The following is a 22525-nucleotide window of genomic DNA, read 5'->3' as shown; positions in this document are numbered from 1 at the left end:
GCGCCTCAGCCCGCGTCGATGAGGTGCCTATATTTCCTCAACAGCGCGCGCTCCACGTCTATCCCGAGGAGGTTAGCCACGGAGATAGTCCAGGCGATCACGTCGGCTATCTCCTCCTCGGCCTCCTCGAGGGAGCCGGAGAGAAGACTTTCGGCCAGCTCCCCCACCTCTTCGACGAGCCAAGCGAAAGTCGCGAAGACTCCCCTCGATTTATCTCTCTCGAGGTACTCGCGCTTCACGAGCTCCTGAAGCTCCGACAGCTTGATGCCCAAGATCTTCAACCTCACCCGGTTACGTCTAAGCTCTCGCCGTTGAGAGGAGCGATGACCTCCACGCCTATTTCTTCCTTCATTCTCCGAGCCAGCGCCTCCTGCGCCTTGCGCTCGCCGTGCACGAGAACCACCAGCTCGAGGCCTCGGATGCTCTTGGCTATCTTGAGCAATTCGCTCGAGCCAGCGTGGCTGGAGAAGTCGAACCACTCCACCCTGGCCTTAACGAGGTCCTCTCCCTCGTTGTATCGCCCCATCTCGAGGATCTTCCTCCCGGGCGTCCCCGGGGCCTGAAAGCTGACCATGAAAATCGCGTTCTTCTCGCTGTGCGCGATCTTCCTCAAATAATACCTCGAGGGCCCTCCTTTGAGCATGCCGGCGCTCGCCACTATGACGCCTGGCCTCCTCCAGACGCGCCTCCTCTCATGCCAGCCCCGCACGAACTCGAATTCCTCCCGAGCCTTCTCGAGGAGGTCGAGCCTGTGGATGAAGGATCCGTTGCTCAGTAGCACGTCCGTGGCCTCTCGTATCATCCCGTCGACGGCCACAGGCTCTACCTCGTGTTCCGCTAGAACGCACATTATCTCCTGGCCTCTCCCGACGCTGAACGCGGGGACGAGCACTACCCCTCCCCCCTCGATGACCTCTCGCACGGCCTCCACGAATCTCCTCTCGACAGAACTCCTCGGCGGGTGATCCGAGGAGCCGTAGGTGCTCTCCATCACGAGGACCTCTGCTTCGATTCCCGAGAAGTCGGCCCCTTTGGTTAGCTTCGTGTCTACGGTGTTCACGTCGCTCGTGTAGAGAACGCTCTTATTTGACGTCTCGACGAGCACGCTGAGGCTTCCCGGCACGTGACCCGCGTTGAGGAATTTCAGCTTGAAGCTCCCGACCTCGACCTCCTCGCCAGGCGCGACCTCCTCGATCGATGCCAAGAGTTTGTTCACCTCGTGATCCTCGAAGTCCAAGTAGTAGCCCGAGAGTTTGAGGAAGTCCTCGAGGAGGATCCTCGACGCGGCTCTAGTCAAGCTGGTGGCCAAGGCTCTCGGCGAGAGACTGGCATAAAGCAGCGGCGCTCCTCCCACGTGGTCTAGGTGCGAGTGAGTTAGAACGAGCGCGTCTAATCTACTGGGCGCAACGTGGAGAGGCATCTGTGGCACGTCATTCTCGTCGAACGTCACGCCGTAGTCCATTAAAACGGCTCTGTTTCCGTGCTCGACGGCCAGGGCTCCGCGGCCTACCTCTCCGCCGCCGCCCAGCACCGTTATCTTGGTCACCACGGCTCTCTGCTCCGCGTACTATGCTCTGAGCGCCCCTTGATCGCTACGCAAAAATTAAGCTATGGTCTACCAAGCGTGTCGCGAGTAAAGGGTAGGGAAAATGCTAGGAGTCAGCCCCAGGGATCTGAGGAGAGCTATGAGGAGGCTAGGCATAAACGTCGAAGTGGACCAAGTGGAGGACGCAGAGAGAGTGATTGTCGAGCGCAGCTCCGGAAAAGCGCTCGTCGTAGAGAGGCCAGCTGTCGCCGTGCTCAAGATGCAGGGTCAGACCGTCATCTACGTAACGGGCGAGGTAAGAGAGGTGGAGCAGCCCAAGGCCGAGGAGGTCCCCGAGGTGCGCGAAGAAGATGTGCAGCTCGTGGCTAACGAGGCAGGCGTCAGCTTAGAAGAGGCCAGAGCGGCCTTAGAGTCGACGGGCGGCGACATAGCCCGCGCTATAATTCTCCTCGAGTCGAGGAAGAGAGATCTTGGGAGAAACGTAAATGAGTAACATTATAACTATTATAGAATTAAAAACCTGAAGCTAGGCTCCTAAGAGAGGAAACCAGCTCCTCGACCCCGCTCTTATGGGACAGAACTAAAGGGACGTTGTCCTTCTCCGCTAGCAGCACCGCCAGCTTGTCCACAATCTTAGGACCGTGCACCACGACCGCCCCAGGCTTGAGAGGAGAGACTCTGACGGCGACCATGGGGGATCTACCCGTTCCCACCCTCGTGAAGACCAGAACTCTCTCGGTCGTGAGGCCCATGAGGCTGTAGAACTCGTTGCCCGACATCGTTGTTATGGCCCCGATGCTGTCCACCACGGTGTATCCGTAAAGTCTCTTCTCTAGATGCATCGCCCCCCACAGCACTTCTCCATCTACAACCTCGACCACTTCGCTTAACGTGACTGGCTTCGTGAACTCTCTCATGTCTATCACCGCCTCCGGCAGGAGGAGCCTCGAACTCCTAGCGAGGATCTCCAGGACTCTCCATCCCCTCTCTCTATCGATCTCTATGAGACAGCTGACGTACTTTTTCACGAAGCCGCTGCCGGGGGTCCTTCTCCCCTTCTCGTAGTCGTTTATCACGCTCGGGGCGACACCCATCCGGCGTGCCACCTCGCTCTGCGAAACCCCGAAGGCCTCGCGCCACTTGCGAAGCGCCTCGCCCGGATTGGCGCTCCACACGACGTCCCCGCTGATCTCGCGCGCCACTCTCTCCACGACGTAGCTGGAGACCAACGTCATCACCGATGGAGCTCCCGACCCCGCGCAGCCCGCGGCGAGTTAAGAATAGCGCAAAGACTATAAAATCGTCCAAAGGCTCTCTCGATGCGGACTCGAGGCCGCTCGGAGAAACGCTTTATAGCCCTCTCGCTCGATGTCCCTCCTCGAGGGCCCGTCGTCTAGCTTGGTAGGATGCGGGGTACGAGGCTCGGCGAGCCCGAGCCGCGCCCGACTCGGGACCTAAGCGGAAATCCCCGTGGTCCGGGGTTCGAATCCCCGCGGGCCCACCTCAACGGTTAGAACGCCTTCATGGACTGCTCGGCGCCGCAAGCGTCGCACTTCATAAAGAAAATTCTGCCTCTCTTCTCCAATCTCGTGTCGGGCCTTCCGCAAGTTGGGCAGATTACGTACTGTTTAGCGAACCTTTCCATTAGAGCATACAACCCCTGCGCAGACACCGTGGTCCCTATCTTGAGAATGCCGGACTCCTCGTCATAAGTCCCCGATACGCCAAGCTCCCTGAGCAGATACCTTACGAGCAATTGCGGTTCTCTCTTCATTAGATAAGCGAACTCCTTCAGATTCCTGAATACGGTCTCGTTTCCCACTTTAACCACATCGGGTTTAGGCAGCTGGAATCTCTCGCCCGAGCTCGCAGGGCTCGGTGCCTTGAGGTAGAGCCGCTGCAGTAGGTATTCGTAGTCCTTCAAAATCGCTGTCTTCCCGCTCAAGACTCGGCCACCCTATTGTCGCGCCACGTAGAGCGCTTGGTCTTTATTATCTTTCGGCTGATTCGGGTCCATAGAGTTTACTCCTCCGACTCAGCCTCACCATGCCGAAATACTCGGCCACCTCGATAGTCCATAGAGCAGCCATGTCAGCCACCTTGGCCACGGCCTCGCCCTCCGTGAAAGCCGTACCGTAGAGGCTCTCGCACGCCTCGCGCGCCGCCGAAGAGTCTATGCGCTTAGCTATTTCCCTCGCGAGGATTTCCTTGAGCTCCGCGAGGCTCGATCGACCGCTTAAGACCAAATTCTGGAGCTCTGCTAAGGTCTCACGTGTTGGGACTATGGACTCGGCCAGTTCTCTATTTCGACGCTCGGCAAGCTCTCTATATTTGTAGAGCAAAGAGTAATCGCCGATTAGGCTCCCGGTCGAGCAGAGGGGCCTTCTATGCTCGTAGCTCAAGACGCGGCTCCTCGACTCAGCTTCTTCTCGAGCAGAGTTCTTAGTCTATCGATGAGCTCTCCTATGTTCTCTCCCCTCAACGCACTTATATAAATCGGCTCGAAGCCCTTTTCCTTCGCTGCGGCCCCTAGCTCGAGCGCGTGATCTCTCCACGCATCGATTTTGTTTACCGCGACAACGACGTTGGGATTGAGAAGGGCCAGTTCCCTCAATAGCTTAAGCTGAGACTCCCTCTCGACGGGCGAGTTGGGGTCAGGGTCGAGGAGGTAGATCAAGAGAGAACCCGGCATTCTCGCCATGGCCATAGCCCGACGCTCGATCGGATTCAGCTTCTCCCTAGCCAGGAGCCCGGGGCTGTCGACTACGGTTACCCTCGCGAAAGGCAGTATCTTATCTGTCGTCCCGGGCACGGGCTCGCGCGTCGTGAAGGGGTAGTCGCCTACCTCGGTCTTTATATCGGCGATCGCTCGCGCGAGCGTGCTTTTTCCGGCGTTGGGGGGCCCAATTATAACGATCAGAGGCCCTCCGTCGAGCGGCAGCTCGGAGAGCTCCCGCTTCATCTCGAGCGCCTTCTCCAAGAGCTTGCGCCTCCTCCTGACGTAGGAGAGGAGTCTAGCCGCGCACTGAAGCGAGAACCTTTTGACGCGGTCGGCCTCGTAGTAGGCAACGTGTTTGCGAAGATTCCTCCAGAGGTTCGTCAGCCTAGTCGAGATGTAGGCGACGGTCTTGAGCGTCCTAAGAGCGCCGCTACCGTGGACCGTCTCTATGTATTGGAGAGCCGCGGGTTTTTCCCTCACCATTTCGTAGAGCTCGCGGTACGCGTCGAGTTTCGTCTTCAGCACGTTATAGGCCGTGTCAAGTATCTCGAGGGCCTCGCGTCTTGGGTCTCCGGACCCGCTCCGCCGCTGCTTGGTCAGAAGCCTGCCCACTCTCGAGTAGACCTTAGAGTAAAGTTCGTCGTATTGGGGTAGGTGCAGATTCCTCAACGTTCGCTTCTTTGAGCTCATGTGAAGACTCGCTAGCCTCCCGCGCTTCTCGTCGATTGGACTTCGTTGACGAGTAAGTGCATCACTATCGATAGATAGGCGTCCGGGGTCATTTCACGTTGAGCGCCGCTGGGATAGACAGCTCGTGCTCCCTCTGGAATCTCGTTCCTCGCGAAGCCCGTCTCGCTCCCCGAGAAGCAGAGCAGAGACCCGCCGAGCTCTCCTAGATCTCTCAACGTGGTGAAGGGCTCCCCGTGCCTCCTGCTGAAGAAGATCAGGTTCCTGCCCGGGAAGAGCTCGAGCACATCCGGTATGTCCTGCACGACCAGCATCGCCACGCTCTCTCTGTAGAGCGCTTTGCTGGCATCGGCGATGCCGTACTGCGCGGCTCCTCCAGTCGCGCGAGATATTATCACTACCTCGAGCAGATCTCGGTATGCCAGCGCGGTTTTCACGAAGCTTACGAGCGCACTCCCGCTGCTCACGTCGTGAAGCAATAGCGCCACCCGGGCTCGTCTCACTACTCCCCGCCTCCCTTCTCGAGCTGCTCGAGGACCGATCGAGCCAGAGCCCGCGAGAGCGTGGGGGGCACGCTCTCGCCGACCATGTTGTACTGCTCGTCTCGGCCACCCAAAAACACGTGGTCATCGGGGTAGCCCATGAGCCTCGCCTGCTCTCTCACGGTGAGCAGCCTATCCTCGTGAGGATGCACAAATCTGCTGCTGCCTAAAACTGGCGGAGCCGGTTCGTTGGGCCTTAACCTAGTGAAGTTCGGAAGCTTCCTCCCGCCGTGACCTTCGTAATAGATCATGGCTTCGCCCCTTCTCAAGGCCCTTATCCTCCTGAGCTTTCTCGAACTGATGGGGGATGGCTCGTGGTTCGGCGGCTCCGGACCCGGCGGCGGGAGACCCCTCAAGGCTTCCTCAACGCTTATTGCTCGCTCGCACATGCTCGGCGTCAATCTCACGTTGGAGACGAATACGCGCGTCCTCTTGCTCGGGGTGCAGAAGTCCTCGGCGCGCAGGACGTGGAAGTATATCTCCCTATAGCCGACCCGACCGAATTCCCGTCTTAGGGCTTCTCTGAGCTCCCCCTCTAAGAGGCCCGGCACGTTCTCCATGATCCAAATCCGCGGCCTGAGCTCTCCGATTATCCTGATGAAGTGTAATACGAGCCTCCCGATCGGGTCAACGTAGAGTCTATCGATAGGTTTCTCCATTCTCTTCGGATTAGCGGGGGTGAAGGGCTCGCATGGGGGACTACCGATGATTACGTCGGGCGTCTTCCCCGTTAACGTGACTACAAGTTCTCCGTCTATTTCCTTCACGTCCTCGGCTAGCACGACCGCCTCGGGGAAGTTCTCTTTAAAGGTTCTAGCGGGCGCTCTCGCGCTGTCTACTCCGAAGATTATCGAGAAGCCCTCGTCGCGAAAGCCGCGAGCAAATCCTCCAGCTCCGCAGAAGATGTCAACGACTGCGTACCTTGAGCTCCCGCCCCTCATTAGTTATTTCCTCTTCGAGCTCTCTGACTAGCTTCTCCAATAGAGTAGCCTCCTTGCTTTTATCGTGATAGACGAGGCTTTCGTTGCAATTGGCGCACTTGAACTCATTGCTGAAAGCCGAATCAAAGGAGTACTCGCGCTCGCAGCGAGGACATATGTACGCTATAGGTCCTCCTGCACGCACCGCCTCCAGCCTCTCTTTCAAACGCGACAGAACAGCCTTCTTCACGTTGAGCATCACGAAAGTCACGCCTTCTTTGTTGGGTCTCCAGTAGTACGAATACCAACCCGTCTCGGCGTCGCGGAGCCTCTTGTGAACGACGAGATTCAGCTCCTCGAGTTTATAGAGGGACTTTCTCACGGCGTTCCTCGGCAATCCCGTATACTTAGCGACGATCTCCTCCGTCACGTCGTCATTGAAAGAGAGCAGCGTCCTAAGCACGCGGAGAGCTTGCTCTCCCGCGATGGCTTCAACGAAGCGCTCGAGTACTTCGAGCTCTTTTGTCTCTCCACTCACGATCGGTCACTCTCTATGTGCTTGTCACCTTCTTCCCTCTGGCGGAAGGCTGAACGATTAACCTGGCACCCTCAAGTGTCCTATACTCGAGCTCGGCCCTATTATAAATCGCGTCGAGAAAGAGGGCCAGCGCAGAGACCTCGCTGTGAGGCTGAGAGGTCACGGACACGTTGTAGTCTGCCAGCTCGAAGAGCTCTTGGGGGACTTTCTCGGACCCAACGACGGCTAGGATCGGCCTCCTCGCTCTCCTTAGCTCCTCGACTACGTCTAAGAGAGGGAGTCCGTACATCGTTAGATGAACGACGAGCCACCCCATTCTTTTCCAGAGATCGACGTAATCTCTCCACCCGAGTCCGCACGCGATCAGGTCCAAACCGCGGCCCCAGAGCTTCTCCACCTTGAGCAAGCTCCGCAGCGGGCTCGCGTCGCACTCGCCCGCTAAGATGAAGCCGGACGCTCCGAGGGCTCTCGCGGCCAGCGCTACGTGGGTCGTGAGGCGCCTGTCTCTCGCTGGCCTGTGACCTATTCTCAACACGTAGACGAGCGGCTCAGATAATCCCAAAGGCTTCTCACCAGGAAGTCTAAGCCCACGCTCTTGGTAGCGCTCGTAGCCACGACTCCGATCAGAGTCGGGAAGGCCCGCGAAGCGGCCTCTCTCACGACCTGGAGCCTCACATTTAGATCCTCTCCGTTGAGTAAATCTATCTTGTTGACCACGACGAGCACGGGCTTGTGGAGTGCTCCTATGTTGGCCAAGATCCTCCTGGCCTCGCCTATCTTGAAGCTTAACGCCTCGAGACTCTCGCTGGAATCTACCACGAAGAGCAGGACATCGGAGTAGACTACCTCCTCCAGCGTGCTGTAAAAGGCCTCCACCACTTCGGGAGGCACGTTGATGATGAAGCCGACCGTGTCTATGAAGAGCACGCTCAGGTCGCGCTCTCCACCCAGCCTCGGGCCTCTCGCCGTTTTGGGCGTGAGCGTCGTGAATGGAACTGGCCCGACCTCCTTGGTGCTCCCGGTAAGAGCGTTGAAGATGGAAGTCTTACCCGCGTTAGCGAAGCCGGTGATTGCGACGAGAGGAAGGCCCAGCTCTCTCCTCCTCGCCCTTAACATCCAGCGCCTCTCGGCGATCTCTCTGAGCTTCTTGTAATTTTCGGACACCTTCTTGCGGACGTGAAGGTAGTACTTGTCTGCTGCGTACGTGCCCCCGCTCAGGAAGCCCGGCAGCTCACCTCGCTTGAGCAAATTTATGCTCTCGCGGAGAAGAGGCAGCATGTGCTTGAGCCTCGCCGTCTCGATCTGGAGCTTAGCCTCCCTGCTGCCCGCGTTTCTCTCGAAGACCTCCAAGAGGAGGAGGGTCCTATCGACGACCTCGCGCTTGACCCTCCTTGCTATTTTCAGTATACTGCTCGGCGGAAGCGCGGCTCCGCACAGGACCACCTCCGCGCCCGAGGCCTCGATTTTGCTCGAGATCTCAGCGAGCTTGTGTTCGGTCAGCGCGTAGCTCTTGCCCCGTCTTCTTAGCCTGACCTCGCCCACGATCTCGTAGGAGGCCACGCGAGCTAGAGCGCGCAGCTCCTCCACTAAGAAGTCCTCGGAATCTGCGGGCACTAGTAGCAGCGCTCTCCTCAAAGCCTCAGCGCTCCCCCGCATTTCGGAGCGTCGGTGCAACAGCCTATGGGAGGAGCCCTCGAGGCGCCGCGCTCCACACCAATGTATTCGAGGAGAGGCCCATTAAGGCTTCACTCTCGCGCCGGCTGCTTTTTATTGAATCCCGCCCCGATCAGCTCTCCCAGGGTCACAGCCACGTCAATTTCGATCTCGTCGTTTCGCGCCGCCTCCTCGCCCTCGGAGGTTTTCTCCAAGAGCTTGACCCCCAAGGCCCTCTCGAGCTTCCTGGCTAGCTCGATCGTCGGCCTGAGCCTCCCGCTCTCGACGCGCTTCACCACGCTCTCCTTCTCTTTGATCCGCGCAGCCAGCTCGGCTGCGGTTAGGCCAAGCTTCTCGCGAGCCGTCCTCACGAGGTAGGCGTAGTTCTCCACGACTTCGAGGTCCGCTCTCCTCCTCTCCACGGGGCGGACCGAGCGCGGAGTTGGCCTCGGAGCTCTCGACTCGGGGAGAGGCCTCTTCCGAGTTGCCCTGGAGAAGCACCTGTCACATACCCTCACGAGAGCACCCTCGACGAATATCTCGCGCCCCTCTCCGCGCAGCGCGGAGCCGCAGATCTCGCAGTAGCTCAGCCGACCTCAGCCTCCTCGGGCTTGAACACCACGCCGCATTTAAGGGGAAGGCTGCCCTATTTTAGTACTCGGCCGAGAAGTCCGTTGCTCGAAGACTGTCTCAGAGAGGAGACGCCATGTCGATAGCCGAAGAATACGATAAGATCGATGCAGACACGTTGATCGAGTATGTCAAGTTCCTCGAGAGGAAGGTCAAGGAGCTGGAGCAGCAGAACATGAAGCTCAGGCAGGAGGTGAACTACTACAGGCAGGAGGTGGAAAAGCTCATGACGCCACCGCTGATAGAGGCGGTGCTCTTGGATCTTCTGCCCGACGGCAGGGCGGTGGTCAAGAGCTCGTCGGGGCCTAACCTGATAGTCACGGTGAGTAGCAAGATCCCTCGAGAGATGCTAAGGCCGGGCCTGAGCGTGGCCATAAATCAGAGGGGCTCGAGTCTCGTGGAGGTGCTCCCGGAGAGGGAGGATCCCTACGTCAAGGCCATGGAGGTGATAGAGAGGCCGAAAGTGCGGTACTCCGATATCGGTGGCCTGAGCAAGCAGATAGAGGCGCTCAGAGAGGCGGTCGAGCTTCCTCTCCTCAAGCCGGAGCTCTTCAAGAAAGTGGGCATAGAGCCTCCTAAGGGCGTCCTGCTCTATGGCCCCCCGGGCACGGGCAAGACCCTGTTGGCGAAGGCCGTGGCTGGGGAGACGAACGCCGTGTTCATAAGCATAGTAGGCAGCGAGCTCGTGCAGAAGTACATAGGCGAGGGCGCTCGCATAGTAAGGGAGGTCTTCGAGCTGGCCAGGAGGAAGGCTCCATCTATAATCTTCATAGACGAGATCGACGCTATCGCGGCCAAGAGGATCGACATAGGAACGAGCGGAGAAAGAGAGGTCCAGAGGACTATGATGCAGCTTCTGGCGGAGATGGACGGCTTCGATCCCCTCGACAACGTCAAGATCATAGCCGCTACTAACAGGATAGACATACTTGACCCGGCTATCCTGAGGCCCGGTAGATTCGACAGAATAATCTATGTGCCTCTCCCCGATCGCAGAGGGCGCATCGAGATATTCAACATACACACGCGCAATATGCCCCTGGCTGAAGACTTCAACGTTGAGGTGCTCGCCGATAAGACCGAGGGGTTCTCGGGAGCCGACATCAAAGCCGTGTGCACCGAGGCCGGCTACAATGCGATAAGGGAGAACAGGACCGTGGTCGTAATGAAGGACTTCCTCCAGGCCATTGAAAAGATCAGAGAAGGCAAGCTGAACCGCGACGATGTGTACCTCTACACCGAGACTTTGCGTAGAACAAGCGTGCAGCTCAGCACCTGAGACTCGAGCGGTCGGGGGAAAGCTTTTTGAGCCTCGCGCTCTAGTCGAACCCAAGGAGATTGCCTTGTCGTCTAGAAGAGACAGGAAGAGGCTAGGCGGTCCGCTGAGCGCCGCCGGGCTAGTGAGCTTCTATGAAGAGCTCGAAGCCAAGGTAGAGATCTCGCCGACTATGGTCCTGCTGCTCAGCGCCGCGTTCATCACGATCGTCGTGTTGATGAGGGCCCTGCTCTGAGGCCTTCTCCGCGTCGACGCTCTCGGATCCTCTTAGCGAACTCGTCCGAGGAGGCTCTCGGGGATAGCGCTCAGGAACATATTAATTGTGCTAATGCGTTCGATGCATCACGGAGTCGAAGAGCCTTGGCCAGGATAACCTGGCTAGGTCATGCGGCTTTCCACGTGGTCCTCGATGACAAGAACGTCCTGCTCGACCCGTGGCTGAGCAATCCTCTAGCTCCAGCCGAGCTCCCGGACCCGAGAGCGATCGAACTCATCGTGGTCACACACGCACATGGAGACCATCTGGGCGAGACCTTGGAGATCATGAAGAAGAGCAAGAGAGCTAAGCTCGTCGCGATCTACGAGCTAGCTGAGGAGATCGCGGAGTCGGGCGTTGAGCGAGAGAGGGTAATCGGTGGTAATATCGGTGGCCCGATAAGAACAGGCGTCGGCAACATCGAGGTGGCTCTGGTCCCCGCGTCGCATAGCAGCCCGAGGGGGTGCCCCGTGGGCGCCGTTCTGATAGGGCGCGAGGCCGTGATCTATCACGCCGGAGACACGGGTCTCTCGGCCGATATGCAGTGGATAGGCGAGCTCTACGCGCCCGACGTCGCGCTTCTGCCGATAGGCGGCCACTTCACGATGGACCCGAAGCAGGCCGCTTATGCGGTCAAGCTCATCAAGCCTAGGATCGCCGTTCCTATGCACTATGGCACCTTCCCCATGCTCTACGGCACCCCCGAAGAATTCGAGAGAGAGGTGGCGAAAGTCCACCCGGTCACGAGAGTGGCCAAGCTGAGACCGGGAGAGACCTTAGAAATATGATTTCGAAGGGGGCTCAGCGGCTCGGTAACGGTGCTACGAGCTTCTCGGGGTCTAGCCGCTTGTAGGCTAACGCATATAGCGCGATCGAGACTGCGACGAGCAGAGTCAAGTGCAATATTGCGTCGATTGCTTGACCCGATGCGAACTTCAACACGGCCAGGGCTCCGTGAGTTTGAGGCACTAAGTAGAGGGCACACCTGTGAGATATTGGTAGCCTCGAGGGGTCGGCGAAGAGCACAACGAAGAAGACTACCATCGCTAGGCCCGTGACTAAGCCCGATGCGGCATTGGCCGCTCTCACCGAGCCTGCTCGGGTCACCACGGGCGTCAACATAGCCGAGGTCGCGAAGACAGTTAACGTCATGGCCACGGAGTGCACGCCAACGAGGCCGGCGCTCAGTCCAAGCTGGAGGCCCCCGAGAGCGCGGCCCAGCAGCTCGAAGTAAACGAGCAATCCGACGACGTCGGCGATGCCGGCTACGAGGCCCAGCGCGCTGCTAGCGACGAGCTTGCTTATCAGCAGATGACTGAGCTTCGCCGGCGTCGCTAACAAGGCCTCGATCGTGCGCCTCTCTTTCTCTCCCATGAAAGCGTCGGAGACGTAAGCTGTCGTGGGGGTCACCGCGAAGAAGAGGGCGAAGGCCAAGAGCCTGGCAGAGTAGAGCATTGCTCCCTCCTCTCGCGTCGCCGACAGCCCGGCTCCTCTGTGAGCCTCTAACACGATCTCAATAGGCTTCGTGACTACGCGAGGATCTACCGCGAGGTTCGCTAGCTCAGAGAGGCGTTGGATCCTCCTCGATGCCTCTCTCGAGGAGAGCTCCTCGATCGCCGAGAGGACCACCGCCTCGGCCACGCTGAGTTTAGCCGAGTCGAGCCTGGCACTGACGACAAGGCGTGCCGCTTCGTTTAAGCTCGTGAGATTCTCGGAGAACCCGTCGGGTATCACCACTACGATGTCAAAGCTCTGGTCTCTCAGGGCGTCGGCTCTCCGCTCGACGAACGCCACGACGCACTTCTGATCATACGCTTTCGAGGTCCTCTCCACTAGCTCTGCCAGAGAGCGAGCGAGGATTTGGGCTTCACTCTCGTAGGAATCCTCGACGATTATGGCAACTCCCACGGGCTGCTCCCTCGAGAGGACGGCAGCCGCCGCCCCCATGAGAGGGAGAACTAGGAGAGGTAACAGCGCCGCGGATAAGAGGGTCTTCCTGTCGCGGGTTAGATCCAGGAGCTCTTTCCAGAGCAGAGCTCGCTGCTTCCTCCACCTCACGACGCAGCCCAGCCCTCCTTACGCTCAACGCTGAGGCTCTCGGCACGCCGCCACGAAGGCCTCCTCCAAATTTCTGGCGTCGTATTTCTCCAATAGCTCGCTCAGAGCGCCCTCGTCGACCAGCCTGCCTTCTCGGAGGAGGGCGACTCTATCGCAGAGGGGCTCCACCTCCAGCATAGCGTGGCTGCTGATCACGAGAGACGCTCTCCGAACCTCCACGTACTCTCTGAGAGTCCTCCTGAGCTTCACCAAGGTGAACACGTCTAGACCCGAAGTCGGCTCGTCCAAGACCACGAGCGATGCGCCGACCATGAGAGTTCTCGCGAGCAGCAGGCGCCTCTTCATGCCTTTACTGTACTCACCCGCCCTTCTATCGATGTGCTCGCCTAGCTCGGCGAGCGCGACTCCTCTCTCCAGGATCTCTGCTTCCTCTTGGTCTGTAGATGCGTAGAGCCTAGCGAAGAGTAAGAGATTCTCGCGCCCCGTGAGCCTCTCGTAGGGGCTCGCGTCCTCCGGCAGATAAGAGACGAGCCTCCTCACGTTCTCCGGGAGCTCGAAGGAGTTGAAGCCCATGATTCTGGCTACGCCGCTGTCGGGCCTCACGAGACCTAATAGTACGCGCAGCGCCGTGGTCTTCCCTGATCCGTTGGGGCCGAGGAGACAGAGTACCTCGCCTGCTCGAACCCTCAGACTCAGGCCATCCAGCGCTTTGATCCTCCCGTAGGATTTCGTCGCCGATTCGAGCTCAGCAACGAACACGCTCGGCGCAACCTCCTCGCCAAGTGAAGTCGAGCCGAGCTCTTTAGTACTCCTCGGCGAAGACGCGAGAATCTCCGCTCCGAGGCCCGGCGTGGTCGCCGCGGTTAAAGCTATAAATCTGGGGGCGGACTCTAGCGCGCTGAAATCGAGGAGGTCGTCGGACATGTTCTTCGAGGAGGAAGAGGAGGAGTGGTGGGAAGAGGAGGAAGAGGAGGAAGAGTGGTGGGAAGAGGAGGAGTGGGAAGAGGAGGAGTGGTAACGAGCGGCTCACTTCCACAGGTCGAGGAGCGAGAGCTCCACTCTAGATAAAATCGCGTTCTCTAGGCTCTCACGTTTCTTCCTCATCTCGACGATCTTAGGCGGCGTTTTCTTAGCCACCGGGGCCTCCGACGAGGGGGAGCACTCGGCGCGAAGCAGAAGCTCCCCCGGTGGGGGGCAGAGATCGTAGACGTCTATTATGCACTTCTCGCTCGCGCCTACCTCCTCGAGTAGGTGCAAAAGCTCGTTTACCCTCTCGACGACGACGAGCCTCCTCAGGACCTCTAGTTCGAGGCTCCTGAGCGAGCGACCAGAGGCGCTCGCCCTGAGGGCGACTTCGACCGCTTTAGCTGCGTGAGGAGCGGAGTAGACCAGCTCTCTGGGGACTTCGAACCTGTAACGTCCGATCTTCGCTCTCTCGTCCTCGTGTACGACTACGCAGAGCGTAGAGTCTCCGACCACGATCTCGAAGGCCTCGGGTCCCTCGCTCTTCAAGCCGCATCGACTCTCGCTCGAGACTTAAACAAGGCTCGCGTGTAAAAATACTGGAACCTGCACAGAGTGTCCCGCGGCGGAGCGAGATGACCAGAGTAAGGCTGCTTGGTAGTCTGCGCGAGAGGCTGGGCTCCGCTATCTTCGAGGTCGAGGCGCGCCGATTGAGCGAGGTCCTGAGGGCTCTTAGAGGCGCGGTGCCCGACTTAGCCTCGAGCGAGGGCAGACCCTCGGGGCTCTACGTGATCCTCATCGATGGCGTCGATTATAGGGTCTACGGAGAGGACCCGGAATTGAAGCCCGACTCCGAGGTGACGTTGATCCCGGTCAGCCACGGTGGCTGAGAATGTCCTCGGGCGTGAAATTCCTATCTCTCACCTGGAACGACGTCGAGGAGGCCGTTATCGAGCTGGCCGAGCGCGTCGAGGAGGCCGGCGAGCGTGTCGACGTAGTCGTCGGAGTAATGCGCGGTGGCTGGATAGTCGCTAGGCTGATCGCCGACCTCCTCGGAGTGAGGGACATCGGCGCTCTAGAGGTTAAGTTTTATCGGGGGATCCAGGGGAGGAGCGAGAGGCCCGTCATAGTTCAACCGCTCTTGCTCGACGTACGCGATAGGAACGTCATGATAGTGGACGACGTGGCCGACACCGGAAAGTCTCTTCAGGTGGCCGTGAATGCCGTCAATCTCTATGGGCCCAAGACTACTAAGACTCTCACGTTGTATGTCAAGCCTTGGAGCATAATAGTCCCGGATTTCTACTACGCTTCGACCGATAGGTGGATTATATTCCCATGGGAGCCCCGCGAGATCATTGAGGAGCTCGTCCGCGCCGAGTACAAAGCCTTCCCTAGAAGCCGAGAAGAGCTCGAAGCTATAGCCGCTGAAATCGCCGCCACGACCGGGATCGATGTCAAGCGAGTCGCAAAGATTCTCGCGTTGATCGCGAGCTCGAGAGACGTGGGACGATCCGCGCTCAAGTAGCTGCACTCTCCTCGATCGCCGCCTCTTCGGCTTCGGCAGCTGGAGGGATCTCGCGAGCGCGCAACTTCACGAGATGAGTCACGTAGCCCGCCACCTGGTTTCTAAGCTTCTTGCTGTTGGTCTCTAGCAGCTTGGCCACAATCTCCTTGTTCTTCTCGAAGTCCGTAGTGAAGAGCTGAGGATAGTCACGAAGCAGCTGTCGAGCGAGCCTCTTCACCGATGAGGTTCTCACTCTGCCCATAGGAGGTCGCCGCCTCGCGAGGCTCAATTTTCCCCCTAAAAACGCTAGCCCTCGAGGTCGGCCGCTCCTCGGAGCTCTGAAGCGCCGTGCGCGCTTGCCGGCTCAACTAAGTGAGCCAGCCTACCCGGGCCGGGCGTCACAACAAGCCGCCTCTCCCCGCGCCTCCTCACCCTCAACTCCATCGGTAGACGTGTTGAGCTCCTGAACTTGCACCGCTCACACTTGTAGCCGCTCCTCGAGCCGGCGCTCTTCAGCCTAGCCCCGCAGCCCGGGCAGCGAGGGTTCAGCAACTCGACCTCGGGAGCCGCCGCCTCCAACCACAGCTTCTGCGCGTTGAAGATCGCTCCTCCTCCGGATCGCGGCACGGCTCCGCCCAGCACTCTCACTAGGTCTCCGACCTTCAGCCTCGAGGCGACTGCGCTCATGGGCTTCGCCGGCGCATAATACATCACGTCGATCGCGCCCGTGCCGTCGGTCAGCTCGTGGCTCACGTGGCCTCCCGGACCGACCTCAGGCTCGCTTGACACGACTCCTTCCAGGAGGCCAGCTCTGTAGATCCTCAATTCTCTTATCTTCCTGGGCAGAGCGTGCGCGTCGGTATGCTGATTTGTGACGAAGACCGCTCTGCCCCAAATCGACTCATTGATCCTCAGAGTGGACGCCGCCTCGAGAAGAGCCTCGATGTCGAGACCGCGTAGCCCCAGCAGCACGGGGTCGGGCCCTCTCGGGACGGCGACGGCCCTGCGCGCCTCGTAGTTGTAATTGTTGATGAGTCTACCGCGAGAGGAGGCCTCGGCCACGCCCACGCTGACCTCGTCCACTAATCTCGGCTTGCCTACGTTCTCGATCGCTCGATAGAGCACCAGCTCGTAGGTCACGCGCTTCTTCTGCTTGGCGAGGAAGCCGAGCGCCGCGAGCGCCCCAACCACGCCTGCTCCGCCGTGGAGCTCGACGTTGTCGGCGCAACCTATGACCTGGTCTTTGGTCAGAGCCCGCTCATCAACGACGTCCGTTAAAGCTCTCTCGTATAGCGAGGAGAGAGCCTCGAGCTGAGAGCTCCTCGGTTCGAGGACCATTGCTAGGCCGAGGCCGTTGGGCTTCCAACCGAGCGAGTCCACGTACTCCTCGGCCAGTCTCTTGGTTTCCTCCCACAGAGCGCTCACCAGGCTATCATCGACCGAGAGCTCTAGCCCCACCGCCGCGTTGCCCCTGGTCTTCCACGGAATGAACGGATTCAATCGGACGAGCGCGGGGAGGCCTCGCAGAGAAATCGCGTCGCCGAAGAGCTCCTCGAATCGTTTCAGTAAAAAAACCGCGAAGTGCGTCGTGCACCCTCCGTGTGGCGCGTCTACTCCGTCTAAGCCGAGCAGAACTCTTACCATGTCTGGAGGCGCACTCACTTTCGAGCTTCCTTGCCTTCGACTATTATCATCGTTAGCGTGGACCTGACCTTCGGTAATTTCCTTATCTTGCTAGCAATTATCTCCTTGAGCTCCTCCATGCTATTGGCGTTGACTTTAAGCACTATGTCGTAGACGCCGTAGACCATATAGGTCTCGCTCACCTCGGGGATCCTGGATAGAGTCTCGAAGACCTCCTCCTCGCTACCTATCTCAGTGTTTATCAAGACTATAGCTGAGGGCATTCAGCTACGCCGAATAGATCACCCGATAACCCGACATTTAATTATGATGGTCGGGTAAGTCTATCGGGATCTAAGGGCTCTTACCTCGCGGCCTCTGTTCCTAGCTCGCACTACTCGCACCTCGAAGCTTCCCGCCTTATTCAGAAGTCCTCGCAGCTCGGCGAGCTTCGCTCTGAGCGTCTTCGACTCGAAGAATCCGTAAGCCAGAGGACCCCAGCTGCTCTGACCAGCTCCGGCCGCCCCCAAAGCGCGCATCGCCTCTACGGCCTCCCACGTCTCGCGGGTGGCATATTTGCCCCCTTGATATGGGGCGAAGAGCTCGCCCATCGTCTCTTGAATCGCGTTGACGCCGGAGCCGAAGAGCGCGAGGTCGCGCTCGAGGACTCCGCGCACTACTCGGAAATGCAAGGCCTCCAGGAGCTCTCTCCTCGTCTCTTTGTCGAGCTCGACGGGCCTGGATATGATCTCGTCCTCGGCTGACCCTCTAATGCCCGCGGCTCTCTTGGGTATCGCCAGGACGACGAGCCAGTCCTCTGGAAAAGATGTTCTGAAGATGAGCTTCGGGAGCTCCTCCACGCTCCTCGGGGCCTCGAGCTTCCCGCCTATCATTTTTCTTCCCCCATCTACGACGATGCCGCCGCGCTCGAAGCCGAGGATTCCGACGCCGGAGGCGCGACCGCGGCCCAGCGCGACCGCCAGCTCGGCCGCGGAGAGATCGGAGCCGCAGTATCTGGAGATCGCCAAGCCGGCCGCCAACAGGATCTGAGTGGTCGAGCCTAGCCCGACGTGCCTCGGCGGATGCTCCTCGATCCTAAGGCTCAGCTCCTCGCTCGCCTCTCCGCAGACTCTCTCCGCTAGAGAGCGGAGAGCTCTCGTCTCCTCTACGTAGAGGGGGGAGGGTCCCTCCTCGGTCGAAGAGCCACGGCCGATCTCGACGATAGTTCTCGGCTCCTCTATGTAGAGCCCTACGCTGCCGTACGCGTAATCGCCGAATTTGAGCGCATAGAAGCCGAGGTGCAGCCTGCTACCGGCTCGCACTCTGACGCCGAGCCTCCTCACGAGGCATCTCCTCGCTAACGCACTCGGACCGCTCGGCGAGAGCCTCAAGCCTACGCCTATTAATCCTGAGGAACTCGGGGCCCCACTTGAAGCGGCTCATCAGCTTTTCGGCCCGCTCCACGCAGCCCAGAACGTAGAGGGCGGCGGCGAGGGCCTCGGACGAGCTGAGCACCTCGGGCTTGCCATAGTTGATGGGATTAGCGGCGAGAAGAGGCGGCAATTTCCTCCTCTTGACCCATCTCGGGAAGACGGGCATCTCCTTGTCCTCGAGCAGTCTCTTCCACGACCTATCTACCACTATTATGGCGGCCGGCCTCTCGCAAGGCGTCAAGATCTCTCGAGCCGTTGGATCCAATACCACGCTGGTCCTCGGAGCCTCGCGCTTGTCGTGTAGCCTCTCCGCGTCCCCGAGCCTGACGAGTTTGAGCGCGGTGCTCTTCTTGGGGTCGTCCTCGTCGATTCTATAGACGAGGAGCCTCACTCGCTGGCAATAACCGGGCGCAGGGGGCGGCACCCGGCTATAACCCACCTTCTGTACTTCGGCGGCATTGGGCTCAGCGGACCCGAGCTCCTCGTCGCGCGGCTCCTCATCGAGGAGCGCCCTTGCTCCGCGGGGGCTGGCCGTTTCAGCGGTTGGGCTCCCCTCCTCCGGCGCTCGCAGCGCCTTCACGGTCCTCGAAGAGCCGCCGAGGCGTTTCTGTGCCAGAGCCACGGGATCTCCCCGTCCTCCCTTGCGGGAGGCCCGCCGCCGCGGGGAGGGTGGTATTTCCTCAGGTCCCTCGTGGGGACCCGTGGGCCGCCAGCCGGGTGCCGCCCTCTTTCTGTGCTCATCGCGAGAATTTAAAGAGAATGCACTACGGCTCTTCGGCTTCGCCCTCTCTCGGCACGTAGTAGTATTCGCCTATCTTCTTCTGCAGCCTATCGAGGTAGCTGTCCTCCTTGTTGATGCGCGGTCTGCCTGTCTGCATATCTCTTCGAAACGTGACGCCAATCATCTTGAGGAACTCGTTCATACCCTGCCGCAGCCCCGCGGGCTCTCGCGCCAAGCCCCTGACCCCGGGCTCCCCTTCTATTACGATTACTCGATCGCAGAGGTAGTCAACGATCGACATGTCGTGTTCAACCACGAAGGCGGCGGCGCCTTTGGCCGCTATCATTCTCTTGAGAACCTTCGCGACGAGGAGCCTCTCTTCCACGTCCAAATAAGCGCTAGGCTCGTCGAGTAAGTAGAGGTCCGCGTCCGAAAGCAGCGCTACGGCTATCGCGAGCTTCTGGAGCTCGCCCCCGCTGAGGCTCTTCACTTCTCTCTCCCGCAGCTTGGCCAGCTTGAGAGGTCTGACTACCTCCTCGAAGTGCCAGTGACCGGGGCTCAGCGCGTGTTGAGATGCCTTCTTCAGTGTGTCGCCGACCGTTCCCTCGAACATCGAGTGGGTCACGTACTGGGGCTTGTAGCTTATTCTATAGTTGAGAGTCGCTCGGGGGAAGTCTCCCTCGAGCGAGTCCTCCTCAAGATGGCCCGCCACAGCGCGCACGAGCGTGGTCTTGCCTATCCCATTGGGGCCGATTATTCCCATGACCTCGCCGATCCCCACACTGCCCGATCGAACTTCAAGTGAGAACCCGTTCAGCTTAACGCGAAAAGGCCCCCACGCAAAGTACGTGGCCTCGATCCTCGGAGGGCCTAGCTCTTCGGGTCTGCCGGTCGCGTGGAACTTTATGGGCTCTCGCCTGATCCTCATGTTCTCGGCCGGGAGGTATCCCTCGAGGAAGTGATTCACGCCAGCCCTCGCGCCGTACGGACTCGAGACCACGCCGAAGACTCCAGGCTCCCCATAGACTACGCATATTAAATCAGATAGGTAATCCAATATCGTGAGGTCGTGCTCTACTACGAGAGCGTAGGAGCCGCGGGGCAGATAATTCCTGATCGCCCTGGCCACTCTCAGCCTCTCGCTCACATCGAGGTAACTGCTCGGCTCATCGAATATGTAGACGTGGGCGTCCTTTGCTAACACAACCGCGATGAGGAACTTCTGGAGCTCGCCTCCGCTGAGAGCGGCTACGCTCCTGTGGAGCAGGTGTTCTAGCCCGAGGTCGCGGATCAGGTCCCGCCTCAGACCCCGCTCGTCGGCTCTCTCGAGAAGCTCGCCCACTCTACCGCGCACTACCCTCGGTACTAGGTCTACGTGTTGAACCTTGTGAACTGCTCTGAGCTTGCCATTGGCCAGCTTCTCGAAGTAGGCCTGGAGCTCGGTCCCTCGGAACCTCCTGATCACTTCGTCCCAGCTCGGCTGCCCCTCGCCCCCTAAGTTCGGCACGAGCTCGCCGGAGAGTATCCTCACGCACGTGGTCTTGCCCGTGCCGTTCTTGCCTATGAGCCCCGTTATCTTGTCGACCTTCAGGACGGGTAGACCGTAGAGCTTGAAGGCGTTCCTGCCGTATCTGTGCACCACGTTCTTCTCGAGCTCGTCCGGCACGTTCTCTATCTCTATGGAGCTGAAGGGGCACTTCTTGACGCATATATTGCACCCTATGCAGACGTCCTCGCGGATTACAGGCTTCCCGGTCTGCTCGCTCAGCTCTACGGCCTTGGGCCCGGCTCTACTCCTGTTGATCGGGCAGAGCCTGATGCACTCTAATCTGCACTTGTCGGGCTTGCAGGTGGCGTAGTCTATTACCGCGACTCTCATTCGAGACCGCCCGCGCGAGCTAAGGGCTCAGAGCTAATTCGTGTTCGTCACGTGACCCGCGCCGTCGCCGCTCATCACAGCCTTCGGCTCTTGGCTCGAGAGCGTATCGGTAGTCGGTAGAATGCCTTTCTCGTAGCCCGTAATAAGCTGTGTTCTCGATCTCTCCGAGGCCTCATTTCCAGAGAGAAGCCATCTTCCTCCTCTTCAACCTCCTGGCCTCCCTATTGAGGAACGCGTACACGGTCGAGTGCGGCCTCCCCTCTATCAGCATTTCTATGGCGCGGACGGCCACGTTGACTTGCTCGTAGTCTCCTATCACGGCGACGTTGCTCTCTCCAACGTTCACGAAGGTGCCCGTGGTCTCTTCAATGATTCTTCTCGTCTTCCCTCCCTCGCCGATTATCCTGCCCTTGATCCTAGTCATGTGATGCGGCTCCCCGCTGGTAGCCTCTTTCAGATCTATGACGACGAGCATTTGGTCCTCCTCGAGCAGCCTGAAGGCTCGCTCTGGGCTGAAGCCCGCCGCAATGGCCTTGATCACCTCCTGAGCTCTGAGCAGGCCCTCGGCGCCTAAGCCGGGCGAAACCGGCTCAACGATCACTATGCCGTTATCGCTGTCGATCGTGATGATAGTCCCGGTCGCTTCCTCCAGCCTGCGCTTGACCTCGCCCCTCTCTCCTATGAGGACCCCGACGCGCTCCAGCGGTACTCTCAGGTGGATCTTAGTGGAGCAGAGCGGTCTCTTCTCCTCTCCGAGCATCGCGTGACGACCTCCAAGAGCGCGGAGGGCTGAGGTACGTCGAGTCCAAGCTCACGCCCGAAGTACCTCGTCAAGTTGCTTAAGTCTTTAATGAGGAACTCGAGAGCGTTGGGGTGCTTTATCGACACGGCCTGTCCCACATCTATTATGACTGGTCGTCCCCGCCAAACGAGCACGTTGTATTCGCTAAGATCAGCGTGAACAAGCTCGGCCTCGCAGAAGGAGAGCTCGACGTAGTGGATCAGTGTATTGAAGAGCTCGAGAGCCTCTTCGGAGGTCTGAGGGGGGTTCTCTCTGAGGGAGGGGGCCGGCCTCCCCTCTTCTCCTATGAACTCCATGGCAACGATGTTCTCGAGCACGCCTCGCGGCTCGGGCACTCGCACCCCCGCCTCGAAGAGCTCCCGGAGGTTCTTGTACTCCTTTCTCGCCCAGAGCGCCATGAGCTTCTTGCTGCTCGTGATCTTCTCGCGCTCGAATCTGGGGTCCCCGATTATGTATTTCCATATGCTCTTGCGGAACTCGCGCGTTGAGGTGAGGTAGATCTTTAACGCGAGCTCCGAGCCTTCGCGCGTCACGGCCCTATATATCCTCGCCTCTTTCCCGGCACTCACGACGCCCAGGACTCTTATTATGTCGAGTCTCCGCATCAACTCGTAGAGCGCTAGTAGCGTGTGCTTATCAAAGACCTCCTCGAGCGTCTCGAGCTCGTCGGACTCCTTTATTTTAATCCTGGGCGAGTCGATCTTCTCGCGCTCGAGCAGCGCCAGCTTCTCGCCGTTAGCGATCTCTCGACCGCGTCTCGAGCCTTGCCTAT

At 59.3% G+C, this 22525-nt stretch carries 29 protein-coding genes, 1 tRNA gene and 1 other RNA gene; 7 read left to right on the top strand and 24 right to left on the bottom strand.

Annotated features, from left to right (window positions below):
• Positions 1–5 precede the first annotated feature (5 nt).
• Together QXU97_05050 and QXU97_05045 are read right to left on the bottom strand one after the other, a co-directional pair.
• Positions 6–281 carry a MazG nucleotide pyrophosphohydrolase domain-containing protein gene (locus tag QXU97_05050; protein MEM4035957.1) on the bottom strand — a complete coding sequence of 92 codons (276 nt, stop codon included), beginning with the start codon at positions 279–281 and terminating at the stop codon, positions 6–8.
• 2 nt (positions 282–283) lie between these two features.
• Positions 284–1546, bottom strand: a complete 1263-nt coding sequence (locus tag QXU97_05045) for an MBL fold metallo-hydrolase (GenBank protein ID MEM4035956.1) — start codon at positions 1544–1546, stop codon at positions 284–286.
• A 103-nt stretch (positions 1547–1649) separates the two neighbouring features.
• On the opposite strand from QXU97_05045, the gene QXU97_05040 reads away from it, so the two are divergent.
• The gene (locus QXU97_05040) at positions 1650–2039 is read left to right on the top strand and encodes a nascent polypeptide-associated complex protein (GenBank protein MEM4035955.1); all 390 of its coding nucleotides are present in this window, start codon (positions 1650–1652) and stop codon (positions 2037–2039) included.
• Between the two features lie 19 nt (positions 2040–2058).
• Here the strand turns inward: QXU97_05040 and QXU97_05035 are convergent, their stop codons facing one another.
• Positions 2059–2781 carry a helix-turn-helix domain-containing protein gene (locus QXU97_05035; protein MEM4035954.1) on the bottom strand — a complete coding sequence of 241 codons (723 nt, stop codon included), beginning with the start codon at positions 2779–2781 and terminating at the stop codon, positions 2059–2061.
• Positions 2782–2928: 147 nt separating this feature from the next.
• Here QXU97_05035 and QXU97_05030 point away from each other — a divergent pair.
• Positions 2929–3047 (top strand) — tRNA-Pro (locus QXU97_05030).
• 9 nt (positions 3048–3056) lie between these two features.
• Here the strand turns inward: QXU97_05030 and QXU97_05025 are convergent.
• The 9 genes from QXU97_05025 to QXU97_04985 all read right to left on the bottom strand — a co-directional run bounded on the left by QXU97_05025 (position 3057) and on the right by QXU97_04985 (position 9180).
• The gene (locus QXU97_05025; GenBank protein MEM4035953.1) at positions 3057–3491 is read right to left on the bottom strand and encodes a translation initiation factor IF-2 subunit beta; all 435 of its coding nucleotides are present in this window, start codon (positions 3489–3491) and stop codon (positions 3057–3059) included.
• Positions 3492–3537: 46 nt separating this feature from the next.
• Positions 3538–3948: a hypothetical protein gene (locus QXU97_05020; protein ID MEM4035952.1), complete on the bottom strand. Its 411-nt coding sequence runs from the start codon at positions 3946–3948 to the stop codon at positions 3538–3540.
• Complete coding sequence (locus tag QXU97_05015) at positions 3945–4955, bottom strand: GTPase (protein MEM4035951.1); 1011 nt, start codon at positions 4953–4955, stop codon at positions 3945–3947. The genes QXU97_05020 and QXU97_05015 overlap by 4 nt, the downstream gene beginning before the upstream one ends.
• Before the next feature lie 11 nt (positions 4956–4966).
• Complete coding sequence (locus tag QXU97_05010) at positions 4967–5455, bottom strand: RecB-family nuclease (protein ID MEM4035950.1); 489 nt, start codon at positions 5453–5455, stop codon at positions 4967–4969.
• Entirely contained in the window at positions 5455–6435 is a 981-nt protein-coding gene (locus QXU97_05005; protein ID MEM4035949.1) for a DNA cytosine methyltransferase, read from the bottom strand. Before QXU97_05005 ends, QXU97_05010 begins: the two co-directional genes overlap by 1 nt.
• Positions 6401–6952, bottom strand: a complete 552-nt coding sequence (locus QXU97_05000) for a hypothetical protein (protein MEM4035948.1) — start codon at positions 6950–6952, stop codon at positions 6401–6403. The genes QXU97_05005 and QXU97_05000 overlap by 35 nt, the downstream gene beginning before the upstream one ends.
• Before the next feature lie 13 nt (positions 6953–6965).
• Positions 6966–7514, bottom strand: a complete 549-nt coding sequence (locus QXU97_04995; protein ID MEM4035947.1) for a tRNA (cytidine(56)-2'-O)-methyltransferase — start codon at positions 7512–7514, stop codon at positions 6966–6968.
• The gene (locus QXU97_04990; protein ID MEM4035946.1) at positions 7481–8587 is read right to left on the bottom strand and encodes a GTPase; all 1107 of its coding nucleotides are present in this window, start codon (positions 8585–8587) and stop codon (positions 7481–7483) included. The genes QXU97_04995 and QXU97_04990 overlap by 34 nt, the downstream gene beginning before the upstream one ends.
• Positions 8588–8697: 110 nt before the next feature.
• Positions 8698–9180, bottom strand: a complete 483-nt coding sequence (locus tag QXU97_04985) for a multiprotein bridging factor aMBF1 (GenBank protein ID MEM4035945.1) — start codon at positions 9178–9180, stop codon at positions 8698–8700.
• Between the two features lie 131 nt (positions 9181–9311).
• On the opposite strand from QXU97_04985, the gene QXU97_04980 reads away from it, so the two are divergent.
• The 3 genes from QXU97_04980 to QXU97_04970 all read left to right on the top strand — a co-directional run bounded on the left by QXU97_04980 (position 9312) and on the right by QXU97_04970 (position 11555).
• The gene (locus QXU97_04980) at positions 9312–10514 is read left to right on the top strand and encodes a proteasome-activating nucleotidase (protein ID MEM4035944.1); all 1203 of its coding nucleotides are present in this window, start codon (positions 9312–9314) and stop codon (positions 10512–10514) included.
• Between the two features lie 64 nt (positions 10515–10578).
• Entirely contained in the window at positions 10579–10746 is a 168-nt protein-coding gene (locus tag QXU97_04975; GenBank protein MEM4035943.1) for a preprotein translocase subunit Sec61beta, read from the top strand.
• A 125-nt stretch (positions 10747–10871) separates the two neighbouring features.
• Positions 10872–11555, top strand: a complete 684-nt coding sequence (locus tag QXU97_04970) for a metal-dependent hydrolase (GenBank protein MEM4035942.1) — start codon at positions 10872–10874, stop codon at positions 11553–11555.
• Positions 11556–11568: 13 nt separating this feature from the next.
• On the opposite strand, the gene QXU97_04965 is transcribed toward QXU97_04970, so the two are convergent.
• The 3 genes from QXU97_04965 to QXU97_04955 all read right to left on the bottom strand — a co-directional run bounded on the left by QXU97_04965 (position 11569) and on the right by QXU97_04955 (position 14337).
• Entirely contained in the window at positions 11569–12825 is a 1257-nt protein-coding gene (locus QXU97_04965) for an ABC transporter permease subunit (GenBank protein ID MEM4035941.1), read from the bottom strand.
• A 24-nt stretch (positions 12826–12849) separates the two neighbouring features.
• Positions 12850–13749, bottom strand: coding sequence for an ABC transporter ATP-binding protein (locus QXU97_04960; protein MEM4035940.1), 900 nt, complete (start codon positions 13747–13749; stop codon positions 12850–12852).
• A gap of 102 nt (positions 13750–13851) precedes the next feature.
• Positions 13852–14337 (bottom strand): hypothetical protein, encoded by a 486-nt coding sequence (locus QXU97_04955; GenBank protein ID MEM4035939.1) that lies wholly within the window; start codon positions 14335–14337, stop codon positions 13852–13854.
• Positions 14338–14423: 86 nt separating this feature from the next.
• On the opposite strand from QXU97_04955, the gene QXU97_04950 reads away from it, so the two are divergent.
• On the top strand, positions 14424–14678 hold the full coding sequence (locus QXU97_04950) for a MoaD/ThiS family protein (GenBank protein MEM4035938.1): 255 nt from the start codon (positions 14424–14426) through the stop codon (positions 14676–14678).
• Between the two features lie 2 nt (positions 14679–14680).
• A complete protein-coding gene (locus QXU97_04945; protein ID MEM4035937.1) occupies positions 14681–15316 on the top strand; it encodes a phosphoribosyltransferase in 636 nt (211 codons plus the stop codon).
• Here QXU97_04945 and QXU97_04940 read toward each other — a convergent pair.
• The 9 genes from QXU97_04940 to QXU97_04900 form a co-directional block, all read right to left on the bottom strand.
• Positions 15309–15557 (bottom strand): 30S ribosomal protein S17e, encoded by a 249-nt coding sequence (locus QXU97_04940; protein MEM4035936.1) that lies wholly within the window; start codon positions 15555–15557, stop codon positions 15309–15311. The genes QXU97_04945 and QXU97_04940 overlap by 8 nt on opposite strands.
• A gap of 44 nt (positions 15558–15601) precedes the next feature.
• Positions 15602–16939, bottom strand: a complete 1338-nt coding sequence (locus QXU97_04935; GenBank protein ID MEM4035935.1) for a tRNA(Ile)(2)-agmatinylcytidine synthase — start codon at positions 16937–16939, stop codon at positions 15602–15604.
• A gap of 14 nt (positions 16940–16953) precedes the next feature.
• On the bottom strand, positions 16954–17202 hold the full coding sequence (locus tag QXU97_04930; GenBank protein MEM4035934.1) for an Lrp/AsnC ligand binding domain-containing protein: 249 nt from the start codon (positions 17200–17202) through the stop codon (positions 16954–16956).
• 60 nt (positions 17203–17262) lie between these two features.
• Positions 17263–18261, bottom strand: a complete 999-nt coding sequence (locus QXU97_04925) for a hypothetical protein (GenBank protein MEM4035933.1) — start codon at positions 18259–18261, stop codon at positions 17263–17265.
• Positions 18227–18775 (bottom strand): DUF367 family protein, encoded by a 549-nt coding sequence (locus tag QXU97_04920; GenBank protein MEM4035932.1) that lies wholly within the window; start codon positions 18773–18775, stop codon positions 18227–18229. The genes QXU97_04925 and QXU97_04920 overlap by 35 nt, the downstream gene beginning before the upstream one ends.
• An RNA gene (rnpB, locus tag QXU97_04915) (RNase P RNA component) lies at positions 18771–19073 on the bottom strand. The genes QXU97_04920 and rnpB overlap by 5 nt, the downstream gene beginning before the upstream one ends.
• Before the next feature lie 42 nt (positions 19074–19115).
• Positions 19116–20951 (bottom strand): ribosome biogenesis/translation initiation ATPase RLI, encoded by a 1836-nt coding sequence (locus QXU97_04910; GenBank protein ID MEM4035931.1) that lies wholly within the window; start codon positions 20949–20951, stop codon positions 19116–19118.
• Between the two features lie 172 nt (positions 20952–21123).
• Positions 21124–21711: a KH domain-containing protein gene (locus tag QXU97_04905; protein ID MEM4035930.1), complete on the bottom strand. Its 588-nt coding sequence runs from the start codon at positions 21709–21711 to the stop codon at positions 21124–21126.
• Positions 21663–22358 carry a serine protein kinase RIO gene (locus QXU97_04900; GenBank protein MEM4035929.1) on the bottom strand — a complete coding sequence of 232 codons (696 nt, stop codon included), beginning with the start codon at positions 22356–22358 and terminating at the stop codon, positions 21663–21665. Before QXU97_04900 ends, QXU97_04905 begins: the two co-directional genes overlap by 49 nt.
• Between the last annotated feature and the right edge of the window lie 167 nt (positions 22359–22525).

This window comes from Fervidicoccaceae archaeon, from assembly GCA_038878695.1.
In the GTDB taxonomy this organism is placed as follows: Archaea; Thermoproteota; Thermoprotei_A; order Sulfolobales; family Fervidicoccaceae; genus JAVZVD01.
The sequence above is the reverse complement of the archived record's forward strand: the minus strand, read 5'-3'. Positions and strand labels throughout refer to the sequence as shown.